The 16,652-nt window shown below is 37.1% G+C and carries 14 protein-coding genes; 2 read left to right on the forward strand and 12 right to left on the reverse strand.

Going from position 1 to position 16,652, the window contains the following annotated elements; genetic code table 11:
* Nucleotides 1-98: 98 nt before the first annotated feature.
* The 9 genes from ACEPXG_RS16345 to ACEPXG_RS16385 all read right to left on the reverse strand — a co-directional run bounded on the left by ACEPXG_RS16345 (nucleotide 99) and on the right by ACEPXG_RS16385 (nucleotide 10,757).
* A complete protein-coding gene (locus ACEPXG_RS16345; protein ID WP_391203448.1) occupies nucleotides 99-1,508 on the reverse strand; it encodes an ISLre2 family transposase in 1,410 nt (469 codons plus the stop codon).
* A gap of 114 nt (nucleotides 1,509-1,622) precedes the next feature.
* Nucleotides 1,623-2,138 (reverse strand): hypothetical protein, encoded by a 516-nt coding sequence (locus tag ACEPXG_RS16350; RefSeq protein WP_391204723.1) that lies wholly within the window; start codon nucleotides 2,136-2,138, stop codon nucleotides 1,623-1,625.
* A 40-nt stretch (nucleotides 2,139-2,178) separates the two neighbouring features.
* Nucleotides 2,179-3,564 (reverse strand): plasmid pRiA4b ORF-3 family protein, encoded by a 1,386-nt coding sequence (locus ACEPXG_RS16355; RefSeq protein ID WP_391204726.1) that lies wholly within the window; start codon nucleotides 3,562-3,564, stop codon nucleotides 2,179-2,181.
* A gap of 192 nt (nucleotides 3,565-3,756) precedes the next feature.
* Complete coding sequence (locus tag ACEPXG_RS16360) at nucleotides 3,757-4,584, reverse strand: carbohydrate ABC transporter permease (protein WP_391204729.1); 828 nt, start codon at nucleotides 4,582-4,584, stop codon at nucleotides 3,757-3,759.
* A 12-nt stretch (nucleotides 4,585-4,596) separates the two neighbouring features.
* Nucleotides 4,597-5,457, reverse strand: coding sequence for a carbohydrate ABC transporter permease (locus ACEPXG_RS16365; RefSeq protein WP_391209964.1), 861 nt, complete (start codon nucleotides 5,455-5,457; stop codon nucleotides 4,597-4,599).
* Between the two features lie 196 nt (nucleotides 5,458-5,653).
* The gene (locus ACEPXG_RS16370; RefSeq protein WP_391204732.1) at nucleotides 5,654-6,913 is read right to left on the reverse strand and encodes an ABC transporter substrate-binding protein; all 1,260 of its coding nucleotides are present in this window, start codon (nucleotides 6,911-6,913) and stop codon (nucleotides 5,654-5,656) included.
* A 57-nt stretch (nucleotides 6,914-6,970) separates the two neighbouring features.
* Complete coding sequence (locus ACEPXG_RS16375) at nucleotides 6,971-9,067, reverse strand: glycogen debranching N-terminal domain-containing protein (protein ID WP_391204735.1); 2,097 nt, start codon at nucleotides 9,065-9,067, stop codon at nucleotides 6,971-6,973.
* 80 nt (nucleotides 9,068-9,147) lie between these two features.
* A complete protein-coding gene (locus tag ACEPXG_RS16380) occupies nucleotides 9,148-10,161 on the reverse strand; it encodes a LacI family DNA-binding transcriptional regulator (protein ID WP_391204737.1) in 1,014 nt (337 codons plus the stop codon).
* A gap of 215 nt (nucleotides 10,162-10,376) precedes the next feature.
* A complete protein-coding gene (locus ACEPXG_RS16385) occupies nucleotides 10,377-10,757 on the reverse strand; it encodes a VOC family protein (protein ID WP_391204739.1) in 381 nt (126 codons plus the stop codon).
* A gap of 382 nt (nucleotides 10,758-11,139) precedes the next feature.
* Between ACEPXG_RS16385 and ACEPXG_RS16390 the strand changes: the two genes are divergently transcribed.
* Both ACEPXG_RS16390 and ACEPXG_RS16395 read left to right on the forward strand, forming a co-directional pair.
* Nucleotides 11,140-11,580 (forward strand): MarR family winged helix-turn-helix transcriptional regulator, encoded by a 441-nt coding sequence (locus ACEPXG_RS16390; RefSeq protein WP_391204742.1) that lies wholly within the window; start codon nucleotides 11,140-11,142, stop codon nucleotides 11,578-11,580.
* A gap of 33 nt (nucleotides 11,581-11,613) precedes the next feature.
* On the forward strand, nucleotides 11,614-12,864 hold the full coding sequence (locus ACEPXG_RS16395) for a YhgE/Pip domain-containing protein (RefSeq protein WP_391204745.1): 1,251 nt from the start codon (nucleotides 11,614-11,616) through the stop codon (nucleotides 12,862-12,864).
* Nucleotides 12,865-13,175: 311 nt separating this feature from the next.
* On the opposite strand, the gene ACEPXG_RS16400 is transcribed toward ACEPXG_RS16395, so the two are convergent.
* The 3 genes from ACEPXG_RS16400 to ACEPXG_RS16410 all read right to left on the reverse strand — a co-directional run bounded on the left by ACEPXG_RS16400 (nucleotide 13,176) and on the right by ACEPXG_RS16410 (nucleotide 16,579).
* Nucleotides 13,176-14,321 carry an SEC-C metal-binding domain-containing protein gene (locus ACEPXG_RS16400; protein WP_391204748.1) on the reverse strand — a complete coding sequence of 382 codons (1,146 nt, stop codon included), beginning with the start codon at nucleotides 14,319-14,321 and terminating at the stop codon, nucleotides 13,176-13,178.
* 318 nt (nucleotides 14,322-14,639) lie between these two features.
* Nucleotides 14,640-15,803 carry a PstS family phosphate ABC transporter substrate-binding protein gene (locus tag ACEPXG_RS16405; protein WP_391204751.1) on the reverse strand — a complete coding sequence of 388 codons (1,164 nt, stop codon included), beginning with the start codon at nucleotides 15,801-15,803 and terminating at the stop codon, nucleotides 14,640-14,642.
* A 161-nt stretch (nucleotides 15,804-15,964) separates the two neighbouring features.
* A complete protein-coding gene (locus ACEPXG_RS16410; RefSeq protein ID WP_391204754.1) occupies nucleotides 15,965-16,579 on the reverse strand; it encodes a PH domain-containing protein in 615 nt (204 codons plus the stop codon).
* Between the last annotated feature and the right edge of the window lie 73 nt (nucleotides 16,580-16,652).

Raw genomic sequence — 16,652 nt, forward strand, 5'->3', positions numbered from 1 at the left:
TATCTGTACACTTATTAAGCTACCGCGCTAACGCTTGCTGGCCTAGATATATTTGTCACGTTCTAAAAACCAAGAACCTGACAAATACATCTAGGGTACTATCTAAAGCTTTTTACTAGTTGTCCAATTGCTGTTGAATGCGCAATATACAAGCTAATAGAACCCTGTTTGGCGCCGATGGATGGTCTAGTGGGATTACGGAGTATCTCGGACATACGAACTACCTTTTTCACTTCTCGTTGCTGTCTTTCACTTCTACGCTGATGGTGCAGATACACATCACGTAATGTCCCATTTAACATGCCTTGTTTCACTTTTACCATGGCTTCTCCACCTTCTTGACTCCAATGCATTCCTCTTTTTTTCATACGAAAGGAAATATGCCGTTGATTCGATTCCATTGCACCAAGGCTTCTCGCATCCTTTGGTGAGTTCTCCACTTTCTCACGCCAGTCAAAAATACGATCCCAGTTATTCTGAATGTAAGAGCGAAACACGTTTACTTTTTCTATTTTTTTCGGGTCTTCTAGCGTGCTTTCATACGTATCTAACCATAACGTAAAGTCCTTCAACTCATGAGCCTTCATAGCCTTCCGAATGCCATTCTTATAGTCACTTTTTCCTCCACTTAATGCACGATTCAATGCTTGCGCAATATGATACTTGTCTAATTGATTTAACACGGGAAACCGTGATTGGGAAAAGGCTTCTTGAAACTTCTCGGATGTATATCCCAATCCTCCATCACTGTTTGTAATAACGCAGGCATTTTCCAACGAATAATGATGGGCACTGAACGCTTGGACTTCCCCCCAAAACTTAGTAGTGGGCTGTGTTGTCATAATGACTTTTGGTTCACGTAAGGATACTCTTTTTCCGTTTTTATCCCAGCCCTCATGTACAATCGCATGACGCACTTCCAAACTTTTTTTCTTCTCGGTTCCTCGAACAAATACACCATCTGCTTCCGCATAGAAGAAGTCCACTTTTTTTCCCTCTGGAAGGGAAGCTGCCTCTTCTAATTCCGCTACCATTTCTTCATCTGCCTGTGCTTGTGCCATCCCTACCCGCTTCACGATACTTCCTACAGTCGTATGGCTAACCTCTACAGCGGTCCACTCTTTCAGCACACGTGCAGCCTCACGATACGTATTTTCACTTGCCAATTCTGCCACTTTCACTTCTACCAAAGAACTCTGCCGTTGGTGTCTTCTTAAGCCCAACCACTCATCCAAAGGGTAATGATTATCCCCTTTTTTATCCGCCATAAGTGTATGACGGAAACGAACAGATCCAAAGGTGAATTGAACTGTTTTCCAGTCATCTCTCTTCACCGTCCAACCTAGTTCTTGTTTTTGTTCTTTTATAACCTGATTTATCTTGGTGAAAACGTCCCCCAAAAGAGAAGCAAACACTTGGTACATATATAGTTGGATACTTTCTTCCATCTCGATTAGATTATCAGTATCCTTTATTATTTGGTAGACTTTTGATATAATGGATTCCATAAGAAGGCCTCTTTCTAGATGTATTTGCCCTACGAAGCATACATTTATGATAGAGCGCCTTCTTTATTTTTTCTAGTGGAAACCCTCGAGAAATATTTTACACATACGCTTTAATTAAATTTCATTCAGTACTTTTAACGTTTGTAACACATGCTCAAGAAACTCTGGTATGTCACTTATATGCTCTTCGTTAATTTTTTGGTTGAATTGCAATTGGACAATGTTTAAGTGACTTGATGCTTCTTGTTCATAGACGAAGCTTAGTGTTTGGGTTATACGAGCTTCATTTTCCCAAATGGTATTAAGCACTTGTTCAATTTGTTTACACTGCGTGGGCACATCTTGGACATGCTTATGAAATCGAAGTGATAAGAAGCAACCTAGATTTTCCCCTGGCTGTTCTAATATCTCTCCGGCAAGATCTTCTAAAGAAGTTTGCAATTCAATTTCGGCAGTTACGTTTGGTTGATTGGTTAGTGTAAACCCAATGGAAAAATCTCTAGAAAGAACGGCAAAATCCATTCGATCAACTCGATTCGTAATGGTTATTTGGCGTTCTATATTGTCTAGATCGTACACCTGGTTTTCAAACGTAACTTTTAAATTCTCAAAAATAGTTGGATCGTACATATCCATTCCTCCAAGTTATTTTTCCGCTTAGTATACCGCTTTATTTTCCACAGCACTTCTTATATTTCTTCCCGCTTCCACATGTGCAGGGATCGTTTCGACCAGTTTTGCCACCGTCAATTACGTTTAAGAAGGTCGATGGCATTGGCTTTAGATAGTGTTTCTCCATTTGAAAAAGCTCTTCTGGTGTATGCCCACGATTTTCCCAAATGCGTGTATTGTTAGCTATATCGAAGATTACTTGAGCATATTGGTTTAGTTGCTCCATATCTTTCATCTCAAAACGGGTTAAAAACTTTTGTAAAACTTGTTGGACATTTGCATTCACTACTTGTAATTCTAAAACTAAACCTTTTATTTCCTTTTTAACAGTAACTTTACTTCCTCCCAAAAAGTCTTTCGCAAGCATTTTAGCAAGTTTTTCTTGATGGCTTGTCTTTTCAAAATAAAACTCATCTGTGTAACGCAATAGTTCCTTTTTTTCAGGTACATAAAATGGTTTACCAACTACGCTTTGTATTAATCGGGTTTGGTCTTCTAATTCTTCCATTGTCTTATGGATTAATGCATTTCTATATACTAAAATATTTTCATTCTTAAGCTTTTTTTCATAAAGAGGATTTGATAGAAGATCAAGTAACTCACTACTAGATACGTGTGTATTTTGGGAATTATATATCTCCATAAACTTTGGATACTTAATGATCCCATATAAATTGACACATGCCACTGCATATTGAATTAATAGATCTTTATTTGGCAATGCATCTAAATCAATCCAATCTGGACTTCGATACTTATCAGATAAAACGAAATAATTATCATGATCAATATATTGCCATTCCGTCTTTTTGTATTTTACAGATTTTAAATGTTCATTTATCTTATCAATGTCCAATGGCAAATATAATTGTTCTTCCGCCCATGCATACGTTCTTAAATAATCTGGATGTGTTGGATCCTGAAACACTTTTAGAAACTCTTCGTATCCAGGTGGTCCTCCTACATCTTCCGGCGGTGCTGTGCCTTCCCCATCTAATAATGTCGGATAACCAAAATAATAATCCTCTACAGTTTCTTCCAGCTTTACGCAAATGCACCAGTCATCTCCAAAGTCATAGTTGTAGATGAATTGACCATATTTCTCTAAAAATGAATCAATTTTAATACGTGTCGGTTGCTTAACCATTCTACCAACATACTTCTTTCCTTTATATTCATCTATGATAGCTTCATTGTTTGTAATAGAATTGTCTTCTATCTCCACACCAAAAGAATGGTATGGAGATACTTCACTTTGAAAATTCGTAGCATATTGAATGGTTTCATGCAGACGATTAAATGTTGCCCCTGCCGGTAGAATAATACGTCTCCAAACAAGTGGTGTAATGTCTTCAAAGGTTATTTTTAGTATATATGCTTTCATGTAATCTCCCTCGTCTTTTACTATTATCATACGCTATCTAGTGAATTTCATCGAGTACCATTAAGATTAGTACTCTTTAGTTGGAATCACCCCTCATTTTATTTCATTGCAATTCTCTCAACAAAAAAAAAATGCAGACCCATATGAGATCTGCATGTCGATATATAAGCCAATATAGGTTTACATAGGGTTTTATTTCCCTCCAGAAAAAGAAATACCTTTTATAAAATATCGACTGAAAAATGCGTATAAAAGCAAAATTGGCAAGGTGAACACCATTGATGCTGCCATGATGTAGTTCCAGTAGCTAATGTATTGACCTTTAAATGTATTGAGGCCAATCGGTAATGTGAATAGTTCTGGACTCGATAAAATAACTAAAGGTCTCATGAAGTCATTCCAAGAGCCCATAAAAACGAAAATGGCTTGTGCTGCTAATGCTGGTTTTGCTAGCGGAAGGACAATTCGAAAGAACGTTCCTATTTTACTTAGTCCGTCCAATTCAGCTGCTTCCTCTAGTTCTTTAGGGAAGTTCACAAAGAATTGGCGCATCATAAATATAAAAGTCGCATTGATCATCGTTGGAATAATCATCCCTTGATAAGAGTTCAGCCAACCAAGAGACTTTAATATTAAATAATTTGGAATCATCGTTACTTGCATAGGAATCATCAAAACAGCAAGAATGACCACAAAAATCGTCCGTTTCCCTGGAAAGTGAAGTCGTGCCAAGGCATAGCCAGCCATGGAATTAAAGAACATATTTAGCAAAGTAACCATTGTGGCTATAAATAAGCTATTAAACAGCCAACGAGGGAATAAGCCCTGTTCAACAAAGATTACCTTATAATTATGAAAGGTGAAATGTTTTGGAATAAAGTTAATTGCACCACTTACAATTTCATCTAAGTTTTTAAACGATGACGAGAGTGCCCATATAAATGGAATGACAGTAATGACAGCATAGACAATTAAAATGCCATATAGAAATGCTTTGCCAAACGATAATTTCTTTTTCACATTTTCGCCTCCCTAGTAAAGAGATTCTTCTTTAGAGAACTTTCGCTGAATCAATGTCGCAATAAGGATAATAATTGCTAGTGAAAAAGCAAGAGCTGCCGCATAGCCCATCGTTCCCATATTTTTAAATGCATATTGGTAGATTAATAGCACAACTGTTAATGTCGAGTTATTTGGACCTCCAGAACCCGCTGAGAAAATATAGGATTGGTCAAATAATTGGAAAGTCCCAACTATTCCCATGATAACTACAAATGAAGTCACAGGTCGCAAATGAGGAACAGTTACATAGAGAAATTTTTGAATGGCACTTGCACCGTCCAACTCTGCAGCTTCATAAAGTGATTCTGGTATATCCTGTAGTGCAGCCAAATAGATGACCATATAAAATGGTGCTGTAGACCAAATATTCATGGCCATAATTGCATATAACGCAATAGAAGGATCATTGATCCAGTTATATGTTGGCAGATGGATAAAATCCAACACTTTATTAATTAGTCCATTTTGGTTATACATCCACATAAAGATTAACGTTAACACCGCAGAAGATGTTAATGTAGGTAAAAAATAAATAATCCTAAAAAATTTTTCACCTTTCATCCCTGCATTTAAAGTTGCGGCGAGTATAATGGCTAAGAACGTTTGACACGGTACTACAATCAAAACGTATTTTGCCGTATTCCACACAGCAATTTTTGCCCGAAGATCATCAAATATATTCATATAGTTCTTTAATGCAACAAATTCAAAGCTTGTTGTCCCTAATAACTGCACTTTATGGAAGGACAGAAAAATTGCATAAAAAATAGGTCCTACAAGAAAGAGTAATAAAACGAATAATGCAGGCAGTAAAAATACATAGCCTTGCAAGGATTCTCTAACTGTTCTTTTTAAAAACCTGCTTTTCACCTTGATCAACTCCCTATTGCAAAGGTTACAAAGATTATTGGTAGAACTCGTTCTATTGATGAAGAATCACCTGCATCAACAGAAGGTGTTCTAACAAGTACTTACTAGAAAATACAATATGGAGGAAAAGGGGATCTCCCTTCTCCTCATTTTTTTGTTATTGTTTATCGATCTCTTTATTAGCTGTTTCTTGCGCTTCTTTTAGTGCATCTGCAAGTTTTGATTGCCCTAAATAAACGCTTACAAATTGATTGTTAAAGTTGTTAAAGATGATTGGTAAGTTGGTTCCGTTTGACCAAACTGTCGCATATGGAGCTCCAGCAACAAGCGCACCACGTAACTCATCTTTATCATAACCAAGCTTTTCTGCTACAGATTTACGAGAAGGCAATTCGAAACCTTTACTAGTCCAAGTTTCCATTCCTTCTTTCCCTGTTAGGTAAGACATTAATTCCCAAGCAGCTTCTTTCTTTTCTGATGCAGCATTCATTACATAAGCAACCGTAAATGCCATTGTTCCTTTTTTACCTTTAATAGTCGGTACTTCTGCCATTCCATAATCAATATCAGGGAATGTGCTATCTAAATATGGGATAGCCCAGTTACCCTCAATTACCATTGCCGCTTTACCTTGCCCAAACATTTCTCCTGTCCAACCAGTTCCAACGTCAGAAGGCTGAGCAGCAGTTTTTTCTACTAAATGCTGATCCACATATGGTTGTAAAGCATCCAACACTTTTTGATCTGCAAAATTAGCTTTATTATCAACTACTACTTTTCCACCGTACGCTTCCGCTATAAAATACGCACGTGCTAACTCAGGATTTTGTCCGAATCCATAAACATTTGTTCCATCCGTTAATTTTTTAGAAACTTCCCGTAACTCATCCCATGTAGTTGGTACTTTTACGCCAGCATCTGCAAACATCTTTTTGTTATAAAATAACGCAAGCGTTGAATAACCTTTTGGGAAGCCGTAATACGTTCCATCTTTTTGAAATGCTTCAATCAGTGGTTTCTCAAAGTCGTTTAAATCAAAATCGTCTTTTACGTATTTATTTAATGGTTCAAGTACCCCTGTCTCGATTAAAGCAGGAGCCTCCACCGCATCCAGATAAAATACGTCTGGACCTTCTCCCCCAATTAATCGAGTTTTTACAACATCCATATACTGATCCGCAATGACCTCATGCTTCACTTTAATATTCGGATGCGTGTCTTCAAAGTCCTTTAATACTTGGCTTAATAATTCAGCCTCTTCTGGTGATGAACCCCAACCAGCCAGTGTTACTTCCACTGGCTTACCACCATCCACTTTTATTGCTTTATCTCCGGAATCTTTCGAACATCCCGAAAGTACGCCTCCAACCAATAAAGCTGAAATTCCAAGTGTAGCTACCCATTTCTTTTTAAACATGTTCTTTCCCCTTTCCTATTTAAATCCTCTTTTAGAGTGGTAAAACCAAGTTAAAATTTAATGTATAACAACTTCAAATCCAGTGGTATTCTTATCAATATCTACCTGGATACCACCTGTATTACGTGTAACTTTGACCGAGAGAAGTCCATTTCCTATTGAAATGTTTTCCACTTTCAAAATGTCCATATTTTCTAAGAGATTTGGGGACAAACTAATTTCCTTTTGTAGGCTGTTCGGAAACAACCCTAATAGTGATTGTATAAACACGAGCGGTGTTCCTGCAGCCCACGCTTGAGGAGAACAAGCAACTGGATATTTCACTGGCCTGCCTCTCTCTTTTCCGTATCCGCAAAATAGTTCTGGTAGTCTATCATACTCAAATGCTTCAGCAGCTTTTACTAGTCCGTTAATGACTACATTGACATCCTTTTTATAGCCAAGCTTACTCATACCAAGCAGAATCATACTATTATCATGTGGCCAAATGCTGCCGTCATGGTAGCTCATCGGATTGTATCCAGATTCTCCTTCACCCATTGTGCGAATGCCAAAACCAGAGAACATTTTATCTGAAACCAATGTTTCAACAACTGCTCTCGCCCTATCCTCGCGCAACATGCTAGAGAAGAGAGCATGCCCGGGATTAGAAGTAATTGTTCCAACTTGCTCTTTCTCTTTATCAAGCGCAATGGCGTAAAACTGTAGGTCATCCATCCAAAAAGCTTGCTCAAATCTTTCTTTCAACTGTTCCGCTTCTGTGCGTAGTTTTAATGCTATATCAGCGTTACCAAGGTTATCGAATATGCTCGCTATCCCCATTTTCGCATGGTATACATATCCTTGAACTTCACTTAATGCAATCGGTGCTTCCGCATAATCTCCATTTCGATGTACGATGGAATCGCTTGAATCTTTCCAACCTTGATTGGCAATGCCTTTGCTTGCCTCTTGATAATATTCAACAAAACCGTCTCCATCACGGTCTCCGTATTGATCAATCCAGTTTAACGCTGCATCAATGTTTTCTTTCAATTGTTTTACAATTTCAAAGTCCCCTGTCCACTTCACATACTCTGTAAGTAGCACTAGAAATAGTGGTGTCGCATCGACCGTACCATAATAAGGAGAAAACGGAATTTGTCCTGTCTCCGCAAGTTCACCAAAACGAATTTCATGCATAATCTTGCCAGGTTGTTCATCCCGGAAAGGGTCCACATTTTTCCCTTGTTTTGCAGCCAATGTTAATAAAGTTCCTTTCGCTACTTCCGGGTTAAACGGAAGCATTTGCAATGCTGCAATCAGGCTATCTCTGCCGAATGGTACTCCAAACCACGGAAGCCCAGCTACCGGAAACTGACCATAGCCCAAGTCGGTTAATAGTACTCGTAAATCGCCGATTCCTCGATCAACCAAACGTTGCAACGGTTGAAAATTAGTTTCTACCTTTGTAACCTTGTCATTCCATTTCGAATAGGAATTTTCGAGTAGCTTTACTGCTTGGTCGCGATGCATTATTTCCTTATGATTGGTTTCTCCGATTTGAGGCTGAATCATGAGTGTGAACGTTTCTTCTTCGTCATGCTCCAAGTGGAATTCAAATGTAATATCTCCTTGATCCGTTACATTTTTAGCATCCTTATCCCAAGATACGCTCGTTGACCTTTTGACTTCATCCGCTCCGATGTAATGGTAGGACAAAGATCTTTTTTCTACCGTTTGACCCGTTCTATGCCCAATGTTCCCCGTTTGAAATCCTCGTACTATGAACATATCAGCAAAATCCACATCCATATGCAAGCTAATCGTAAAAGAAATCGGCTTCGGAAAATAATTTTTTACTTTAATCGATTCATATAACACATCATCGAAAATAAACCTTGTTCGCTCAATCTCTACTGATTCACGCCATAAGATCAAGCCCTCATCGTTTTCCATATGCGGGTTGGTGAGTAAAACCTTCGCCATATAGTTTTCTGCTGCATCCGAAGTTAATAATATTGGCTCTTCTCCATTTATTCTCAGATCCAGTTTACTTAAAAAACGGGTATCTTTTGTATATAACCCCAAACCATAATAATGATTCTCCGGGATATTTCCTTTTGCATCTGTTAGCAAAAACAGATCATTTTCCTTAATTACTCGGTAATCCATGGTGTCCTCCTACTGTGACGATATATTTTCCGAAACGTTTTGGTTTTTGTGCACAGAAGGTAGTCTTCTGTTATTCATTCTCATCTAGATTTACTCGTAGACTCACGTATCATTAGTTCCGTTCCTAAGGAAACAACATGGGACTCTGCTTCATTTTCGAAAATGGAAAGCAATAATCTTCCCGCTTCATACCCCATTTGAAAGGTGTTTTGTGCAATGGATGTTAACGAAGGAGTTACATAAGATGCAAGCATAATATCGTCAAACCCGACAATCGACAACTCATTTGGTACGTCAATCTCAAGCTTGCGGGCAGCCTGTATGACTCCCAATGCCATAAGGTCACTTGCACAAAATATAGCTGTTATTTCTGGGTGGGCTTCTAATAGTTTTAATGCTACTTTTTCTGCCACCTCTTCACTAAATTCTCCATTACCAATCCACTCAGTATTAATGGCTATATTAGCTTCTTTAAGGGCTTCTTCATATCCTGTCAATCGTTGCTGGCTAACAAATGCAAAGTCATGACCATTGATAAAGCCTATTCTTTTATGCCCCATATGAATTAAATGCTGTACTGCTTTCTTGGCTCCAAAGATATTATCCGTTGTTACATAGCCAACTGTTGGTGAAGTAAGTGGAATGTCAATTAGTACGCAAGGAATATCACTTTCAACAACTTCTCTCAAATAGGGGTCATCTGTACGAATACCCTGAATAATCACACCGTCGACTCTTCTTTCTCTACATAGTTGGGTGTATGTCTTTTCTCTTTGTTTTGTTGAGTCTGTACTAAGAAGGATTATGTCATAGCCACATTCTCCGACAAACTTATTAATCCCAGCTAACATATCAAATGTAATATTATCCTTTGCACTTGATTGATTTAAACCTGAAACGAGTAGACCGAATGTTTTTGACTTATTCATCACCAGGCTCCGGGCAAGTGTATTTGGGCTGTAATTTAGTTCCTTTGCGATTCTTACAATTTTTTCCCTTGTCTTTTCACTTACATCCGAGTAACCGTTCAATCCTCTTGAAACAGTCGTAATGGATACGCCGGCTGCCCTTGCTATATCTTTAATAGTTGTCAATGGATTAAATTCCTTCCGAAACGTTTTGGATTTATACCTAATTAGAGTTTATTATAAAATGAAACCGTTTTCAATACTTTTAAAATATTTTATTTTCAGTTTATTTTATGAAAAATTAAAGGAAATTAGAATATAAAAAGGAGTTCATTATACAAAAAAGAGACTTTTCAAAGTAGTTTGCTAAAAAGCAACACTCAAAAAATCTCCATTGTCATTTACTTTTTCTCCATTATTGCAAAGTAATTTCCTTCATTGTCTGCAAAGTTAAAAACTCTACCTGAAGGCATCGTTACTAGTTCACCTACTGTTATTTGTTTTTCCGAAAAGTCTTTATACAATTGATCCAGATTATCAGAGAAAAATAGTATTGAAGGTGTGTTAAGGTTTAGTTCCGGCTGCATCTTTGCGATTAGTTCTTTATTGTGTAGAACGATACTTGTTTCTGCATCACTCGTTGGTGCAATTTCGATCCATCGCATTCCTTGCCCATTATCTTCATCCGAAATAACGCTAAATCCTGCCTTTTCTGTCCAAAATTTTACTGTCTCTTCTTGGTTGTTTACATATAGCATTATTTGACCGACTTTATTAATCATTCTTTTGTCTCCCTACTATTAATTTTGCCCTTCGTAACTCTAACTTCATTATAGGTAAGTAACTATAAAGTGTCAAAAAATAAGAACTAATGTTCCTTTAATTTCTCCATTCATTCCTCTTCTCCAAAACGCCTTGCCATTTTGTCATGCTAATGGCTAGTTCATGGGATGTAGGTATACAGATAAAACTGCTTTCTTGTCGAGATTTCTCGTCTTTGGCTCATGCAATGCTCTTTACAATGACATCATTTACTTCAAAGTGTCTAACTAAACTATTTTGTTGTTGCCATTAAATAGACACTTTATTTCTTACTATCTACCTTTACAATTTAGATATTTCGAAGTAAGATGTTCTTCATGTCCTTAAAAAGAGGTGGCTAAATTGGATATAAAAAATGACATCACTATTGATATGTTATTAGACATCTATTATGAGGTTTCTAAGAAAATGTCGAGCCAACGAGCAAAAGCATTGGCTGAACACTTAAGAAAAATTGATCTAACGCTCAACCAATATTTAATTTTAAGTATTATTGAACATGATGGTGCTAGCTTATCAATCTATTTGGCAGAGAAATTAAGATTAAAAGCAGCTTCCATTACGTATTTAGTTGACTCATTAGAAAAGAGAGGATTGGTCAAACGAGTTGACAATCCTGAAGATCGGAGAAGTCATTATATTAATTTAACGGACGAAGGGATAAAAGTTATGTCTTTTCCGATGAAAGACACTGTTATTACTCAATTTTTTAAAAAAATGGACCAAGATGAGTTAGAAATGTTCTATTTCATGTTGCGTTTGTTAAATAGGAAAATTACTTAAAATTTATTATTATTTAGATAGGAATGTGAGATTTTGAAAACATTATTAAAAGTTAAATTTGCCTGGTTTCCGGTTTGGTCTACTGCTTTACTTATGTTAAGCATGATCAGTATCTATTTACCAGTGTTTGGTGGAAATGAACAAAAAATGACCAATTTCCCGCTCATCATTGTGAGTGAGGATGAAGAATTTGAATCCTCCGATATGGGAAAAGCAATGATAAATAACTTAACGGAACAACAGGATGGCCATTCTATTCAATGGAAGATTGAATCAAGTGAAAAAAATGCTGTTCAAGCAATTAAAGAAAATAAAGCTTACGGGGCATTGGTAATTCCAGCTGATTTTTCTCAATCACTTTCTGTCTTAAAAAGTGATTTAATGGCAGAGCAAACAGAAGGAAAACCTGCCGAGATGAAGATTCTGATTAATGAAGGTGGAGGACAGATGGCTACATCCATTGCAGCAAATGTACTTGAGTCCATCGCTTCCTCTACATCTTCAGCTGTAAGTAATACATTAAAAGATACAATGTCACAACAGGGGTTACACGTTTCCCCACTCGTAACCTCATTATTAGACGAACCCATCGAATATTCATCTTCCAATGTTCTAGGATTGTCTACTAATGTAAATAAAGGGATGACACCTTTCATGATGGTACTCGTCGCTTCGATTACAGGACTTATGGGTGCACAAATGATTCAAGGTTATTTAGGGGGTATAAGCGAAGGAATTAGAAAAGCAGGATATCCTTTAAGCAATTCAAAATTACTACTTACCGAAATACTTCTTGGAGTAATATTAGCGTTCCTTGTATCTTCCACATTACAGTTAGCGGTGTTCGGGGTCTTTGGTAGTGCCCACTCAACTTCCATTTGGAATATTTTCTTCTTTACACTTCTATGTAGTATGACCATGTTCTTTATGTTTAAAGTGATTGGCTTACTTTTCGGTAAATGGGGTATGCTTGTTATGTTCCCTATTAACATTTTAGGAATTTTCGCAAGCGGAGGCGCCATTCCACTTGCTACTTTACCAGCATTCCATCATTTTTTCAGCCTTTTCCTACCTACTCGTTACATGGTTGACGGAATGAGATCGTTGCTATTTTATGGTGGCAACATGCAATCCGGACTTGGCACTGCACTATGGGTAATTTCAATTTATTTGGTAGCATTCCTTGCTGTGTGTATGATCTTCCTAATTCGTTCAACTAAAAAAGGAAGTCCTTCCAAAGCGGGCTCTCTCGATAAGCATGCAGATCAAACGGTCGCTTTATAATTAAAATAGCTGTTTCTAAATGATTAGCTTCATACAATCATTTAGAAACAGTTTTCTTTTTATTCATTTCCGCATTTTATAGCGTTTTTCTATTAGAATCGAGTAACCACTCCAGTTTATGATCCGCGCGTAGTAGGACTTGTTTGATTTGCTTGATTTGTTCTTCTTTCATTTTTTGTACTTGTTATTTCATGTCAAGAGTTTAGATATAAAAGCAGACTCACTATGTTAGTGGGTCTGCTTCTCTATTTATGAAAGATTCAATTAGATCACTAAAAATAAGTTAAATGCATTAATAATTTTTGACTTTATCAGCCACAGCACTTCTTATATTTTTTGCCACTTCCACATGGACAAGGGTCGTTTCTGCCTATTTTTTCGGAAACAGCTGGTTCTAATTTTTTAATCGTTTGCTTAAAATGAGCTTCGCTCTCGAATGCGAGTGCTTTCCAGTCTTCCATATCCGGATGGGTACGCCCCATAATTTTATAAAAACTATACAACATGTGCTCTAGCTCGATCATCCCGCCAAAATATTCTTTGTTCCAGAAGTCCTCCATAAGAGGAAATGCTTTTTCTGAAAAATGTATTGCAAGAGATTCAAGGACTAGTTCTTTTCCAGCTTCGTCTAACTTTGGATAGCACTTCACTAATACATCTTCGGCGCTTTTTGTTTTTGTTTCTTTCAAGATTCCCAATGCGAATATACACGTGTCTTCCTTCATTGCATATGGAGCTACTGCATGTACAACTTCATCTGATTGAAACTTACTTAATGACTCCGCCACTTCTTCTAACAAAATATCTTCATCACGTTCAAGTAAACTTGCAAGGGTCGGAATATGCTCAGTTAATTGTAAAATACCAACTGCTCTCACACCTAAAATCCCATAGATAGAAAACCAATCGTCCTCCAATTCGTTTTTAAGGATAACGTCAACTTCTTGCGCATTATAAGAACCTTTTTCTATAAGTACCTCTTGCATCTTTTTCGCTTTTTGGAACTCAAGCGCATTAAAGGCATCTCCTTCGATGTTTCTAACCATCTCCATATACGCATCCCAAAGTGTGTCTTCATCAGCCGACAATAATGATTGGCAAAACGAAATGTATTCCTCTCCGATATAAGGAGTAAGTTTATCCTCATTCTCTACTATTAATTTTGCAGGTAGATTCATAATGTATTGTAGTACTAAATGTCGATGTGTTGTTGGTACTTTTTCGAGTAGCTCTAGTAAGATCGGAAAGGATTTTTCATTAACATTTTTCTCCTGACCCCAGATTAATAGGAAGTTTCTTTCCTCCTTTTCTGCATGGAGTGCATTCGTAAGCAGCTCATTTACAACTTCTGCTGGCGTATACGGAAATTCGTGCAATGCAAAAGATGCAAACTCTCGTACAATTTTCTCTTCATCGTTTATATACGGTGTTATTTTATTTAAAAATGTTGTTTGCATTTTGTTTCCCCTTTTCTTATTTACTATTGTTCTAATACGTCTAGTGGATTTCTAGGATTTATAAAAGGACGAGCTAAACGAACTTGGCCATTCTAATTGGGATTTGCTTAGTGCAGGAATATGCACTACCAATTCTACTTCTATTAGATTCTTCTATTTTATTGCTATTAGTATACCAAAAGGTCCTATAGTATTACAGGTGCCTGGCATTACAGGTGCCTGGCACTTGTAATATATTGTCCATAAAATGGATTTTTAGTTAAGTTTTTTGCTATAAAACATAAAACGAGCTCCTAACCATAATGCTAGGAGCCCGTGTCATTCACTTATAGGTACATAACCAGTTTTTTCAACTAACCCTTGGCCTTGTGGTGACAATATCCATTCGATCAATTTCTCCACATTCGGATTTTCTGTTCCTGCAGTGACTATATAAAACTCTGATGTAATTGGATATGCACCAGACAGAATAGTTTCTTGCGTTGGTGCGACGTCATCTATTTCTAATAATTTTATTTGATTGTTTTTCACCATTTCTGTTGAATAGAATCTAAATGTATAGCCGATTGCATTTTTATAGTTTTTATACTTTGATACTTCATTAATAATACCGCCCATTCCTGTCGCAATATCTTCCGACGGAGCTTCCTTTATAGGGATAGTTCCCATTAAATGTTCCAGTGCTGTCTGGCTTCCGCTATCCGCTGGACGCTGAAATGCGCGGATTGTATTATTTTTGCCACCTACGTCTTTCCAATTCGTCACTTTGCCGGCGTAGATAGCCTGTATTTGCTCAATCGTTAGTCCGTCAATAGGATTCTTTTGATTGACGAAAAAGACAAAAGCTTCCCGACCAATTGGCGTCATTTTTAGTTCCAAACCTTTTTGCTCCGCCGTTTTCTTCTGTGCCTCAGAAGGAGAAGCTACGAAAATCATATCTACCTTGCCGTTGAATAGATTGCTATATGCATCTGGTGTCGTATTGACCATCACATCACTGTCGTAAGGAGAATAATCCTTTTTAGGATAGGTTGCTTGAACAAATGATGCGTACAAAGGATAAAGTGCCGTCGCACCGTCCATTTTCGGCAAATTATCTGTTAGCTGCAATGTCGCTTGTTGCTCTAAAATCGCAACTCTTTGCGAATTTGTAAACGGCTCGTATTTATTAATTTTTACTTCCGCATCCACAGTAGGAAGTCGGTTCGTATATGCATGCTGCATAGGAGAGATGGCACTCATTAAAATAGCAACTCCCGCAATGGTACCAAACATCATCTTCCGCTTCTTTGTTTTGAAAAAATGGAAAAGGGTTAATACATTAAAGACATATAACACTACTGCTCCTATAATGATTAATGCAATATAATATATTTTTCCTGTTAAAAGCATGATAAATAGAATCACTATAGTAATGAAGAAAATTCCAAAAAGTGCAAAAATGGCATATAAAATTGGTGCTACTAGCGATTTTTTCTCCAATTGAATCCCCCCTTACTTATGAATTCTACATATAAGAGGGTAAATCCTTTCGTAAACCTTATCGAACCTACGCATTTAGTATTTCTCTCACTTTTTCTACAAATCTGTTATTACTTCTACGGACTTTCCTTTACTCTCGTGCCATGGCAAGAGCTCTATTTTCATTGATTAATATACAACTCAAATAAATCAGCAAAATCCTTTTTTACGTATTTATGTTTTTGGTCCATCATCCAGTCTGTTGCAAATCTTGTTATTTCTTCGAATGAGCCGGCTGGCGTTACTTCCCGTGATTCCATTTTGCCGATGGATTGTGCGGCATAGTTTAAGCTGCTTTGAGCAATTTCGTATTTCTTTGCATTTTCTTTCATTTCCATAGAAATAGCGTGAATTACCTTGTATAGATCTTTTATTTCCGTTGCGAACTTTTTGTGTATATCTATGGATAGCGGAATATTGCCAATCGTGAATTTGATTTCAACATCTAGATCGATCGTTCCTGCAGTCTCAAGTGCAACTTCTGTAATTGGATGATAAACATAATCGTATCTTCTAAGCATTCTCTTCTTGCTAATTGCATTTTTACCATCTACATGGATAAGCGCTTTATTTGTGAAGCAGTACTCGTCCGCTTTTGTTTTGATAAGAAAATAGATCACTTCCCCTGTTTCGTGCATAACAAAATCGTCTGCCTCTGTTTTGTCAAAGTCTGATTTTGGTACAACAACTCCGATATCCGATAGTCCTAAAGCGTCTGATGCGAGTTTTTTTAGCATTTGCTGCTCCTCCTTAGTTTTACTTTCTGCTACTTAGATTATCACAGTTTACTATTAACTTTATAGGGAAATG

This window comes from Psychrobacillus sp. L4, assembly GCF_042944905.1.
In the GTDB taxonomy this organism is placed as follows: Bacteria; Bacillota; Bacilli; order Bacillales_A; family Planococcaceae; genus Psychrobacillus.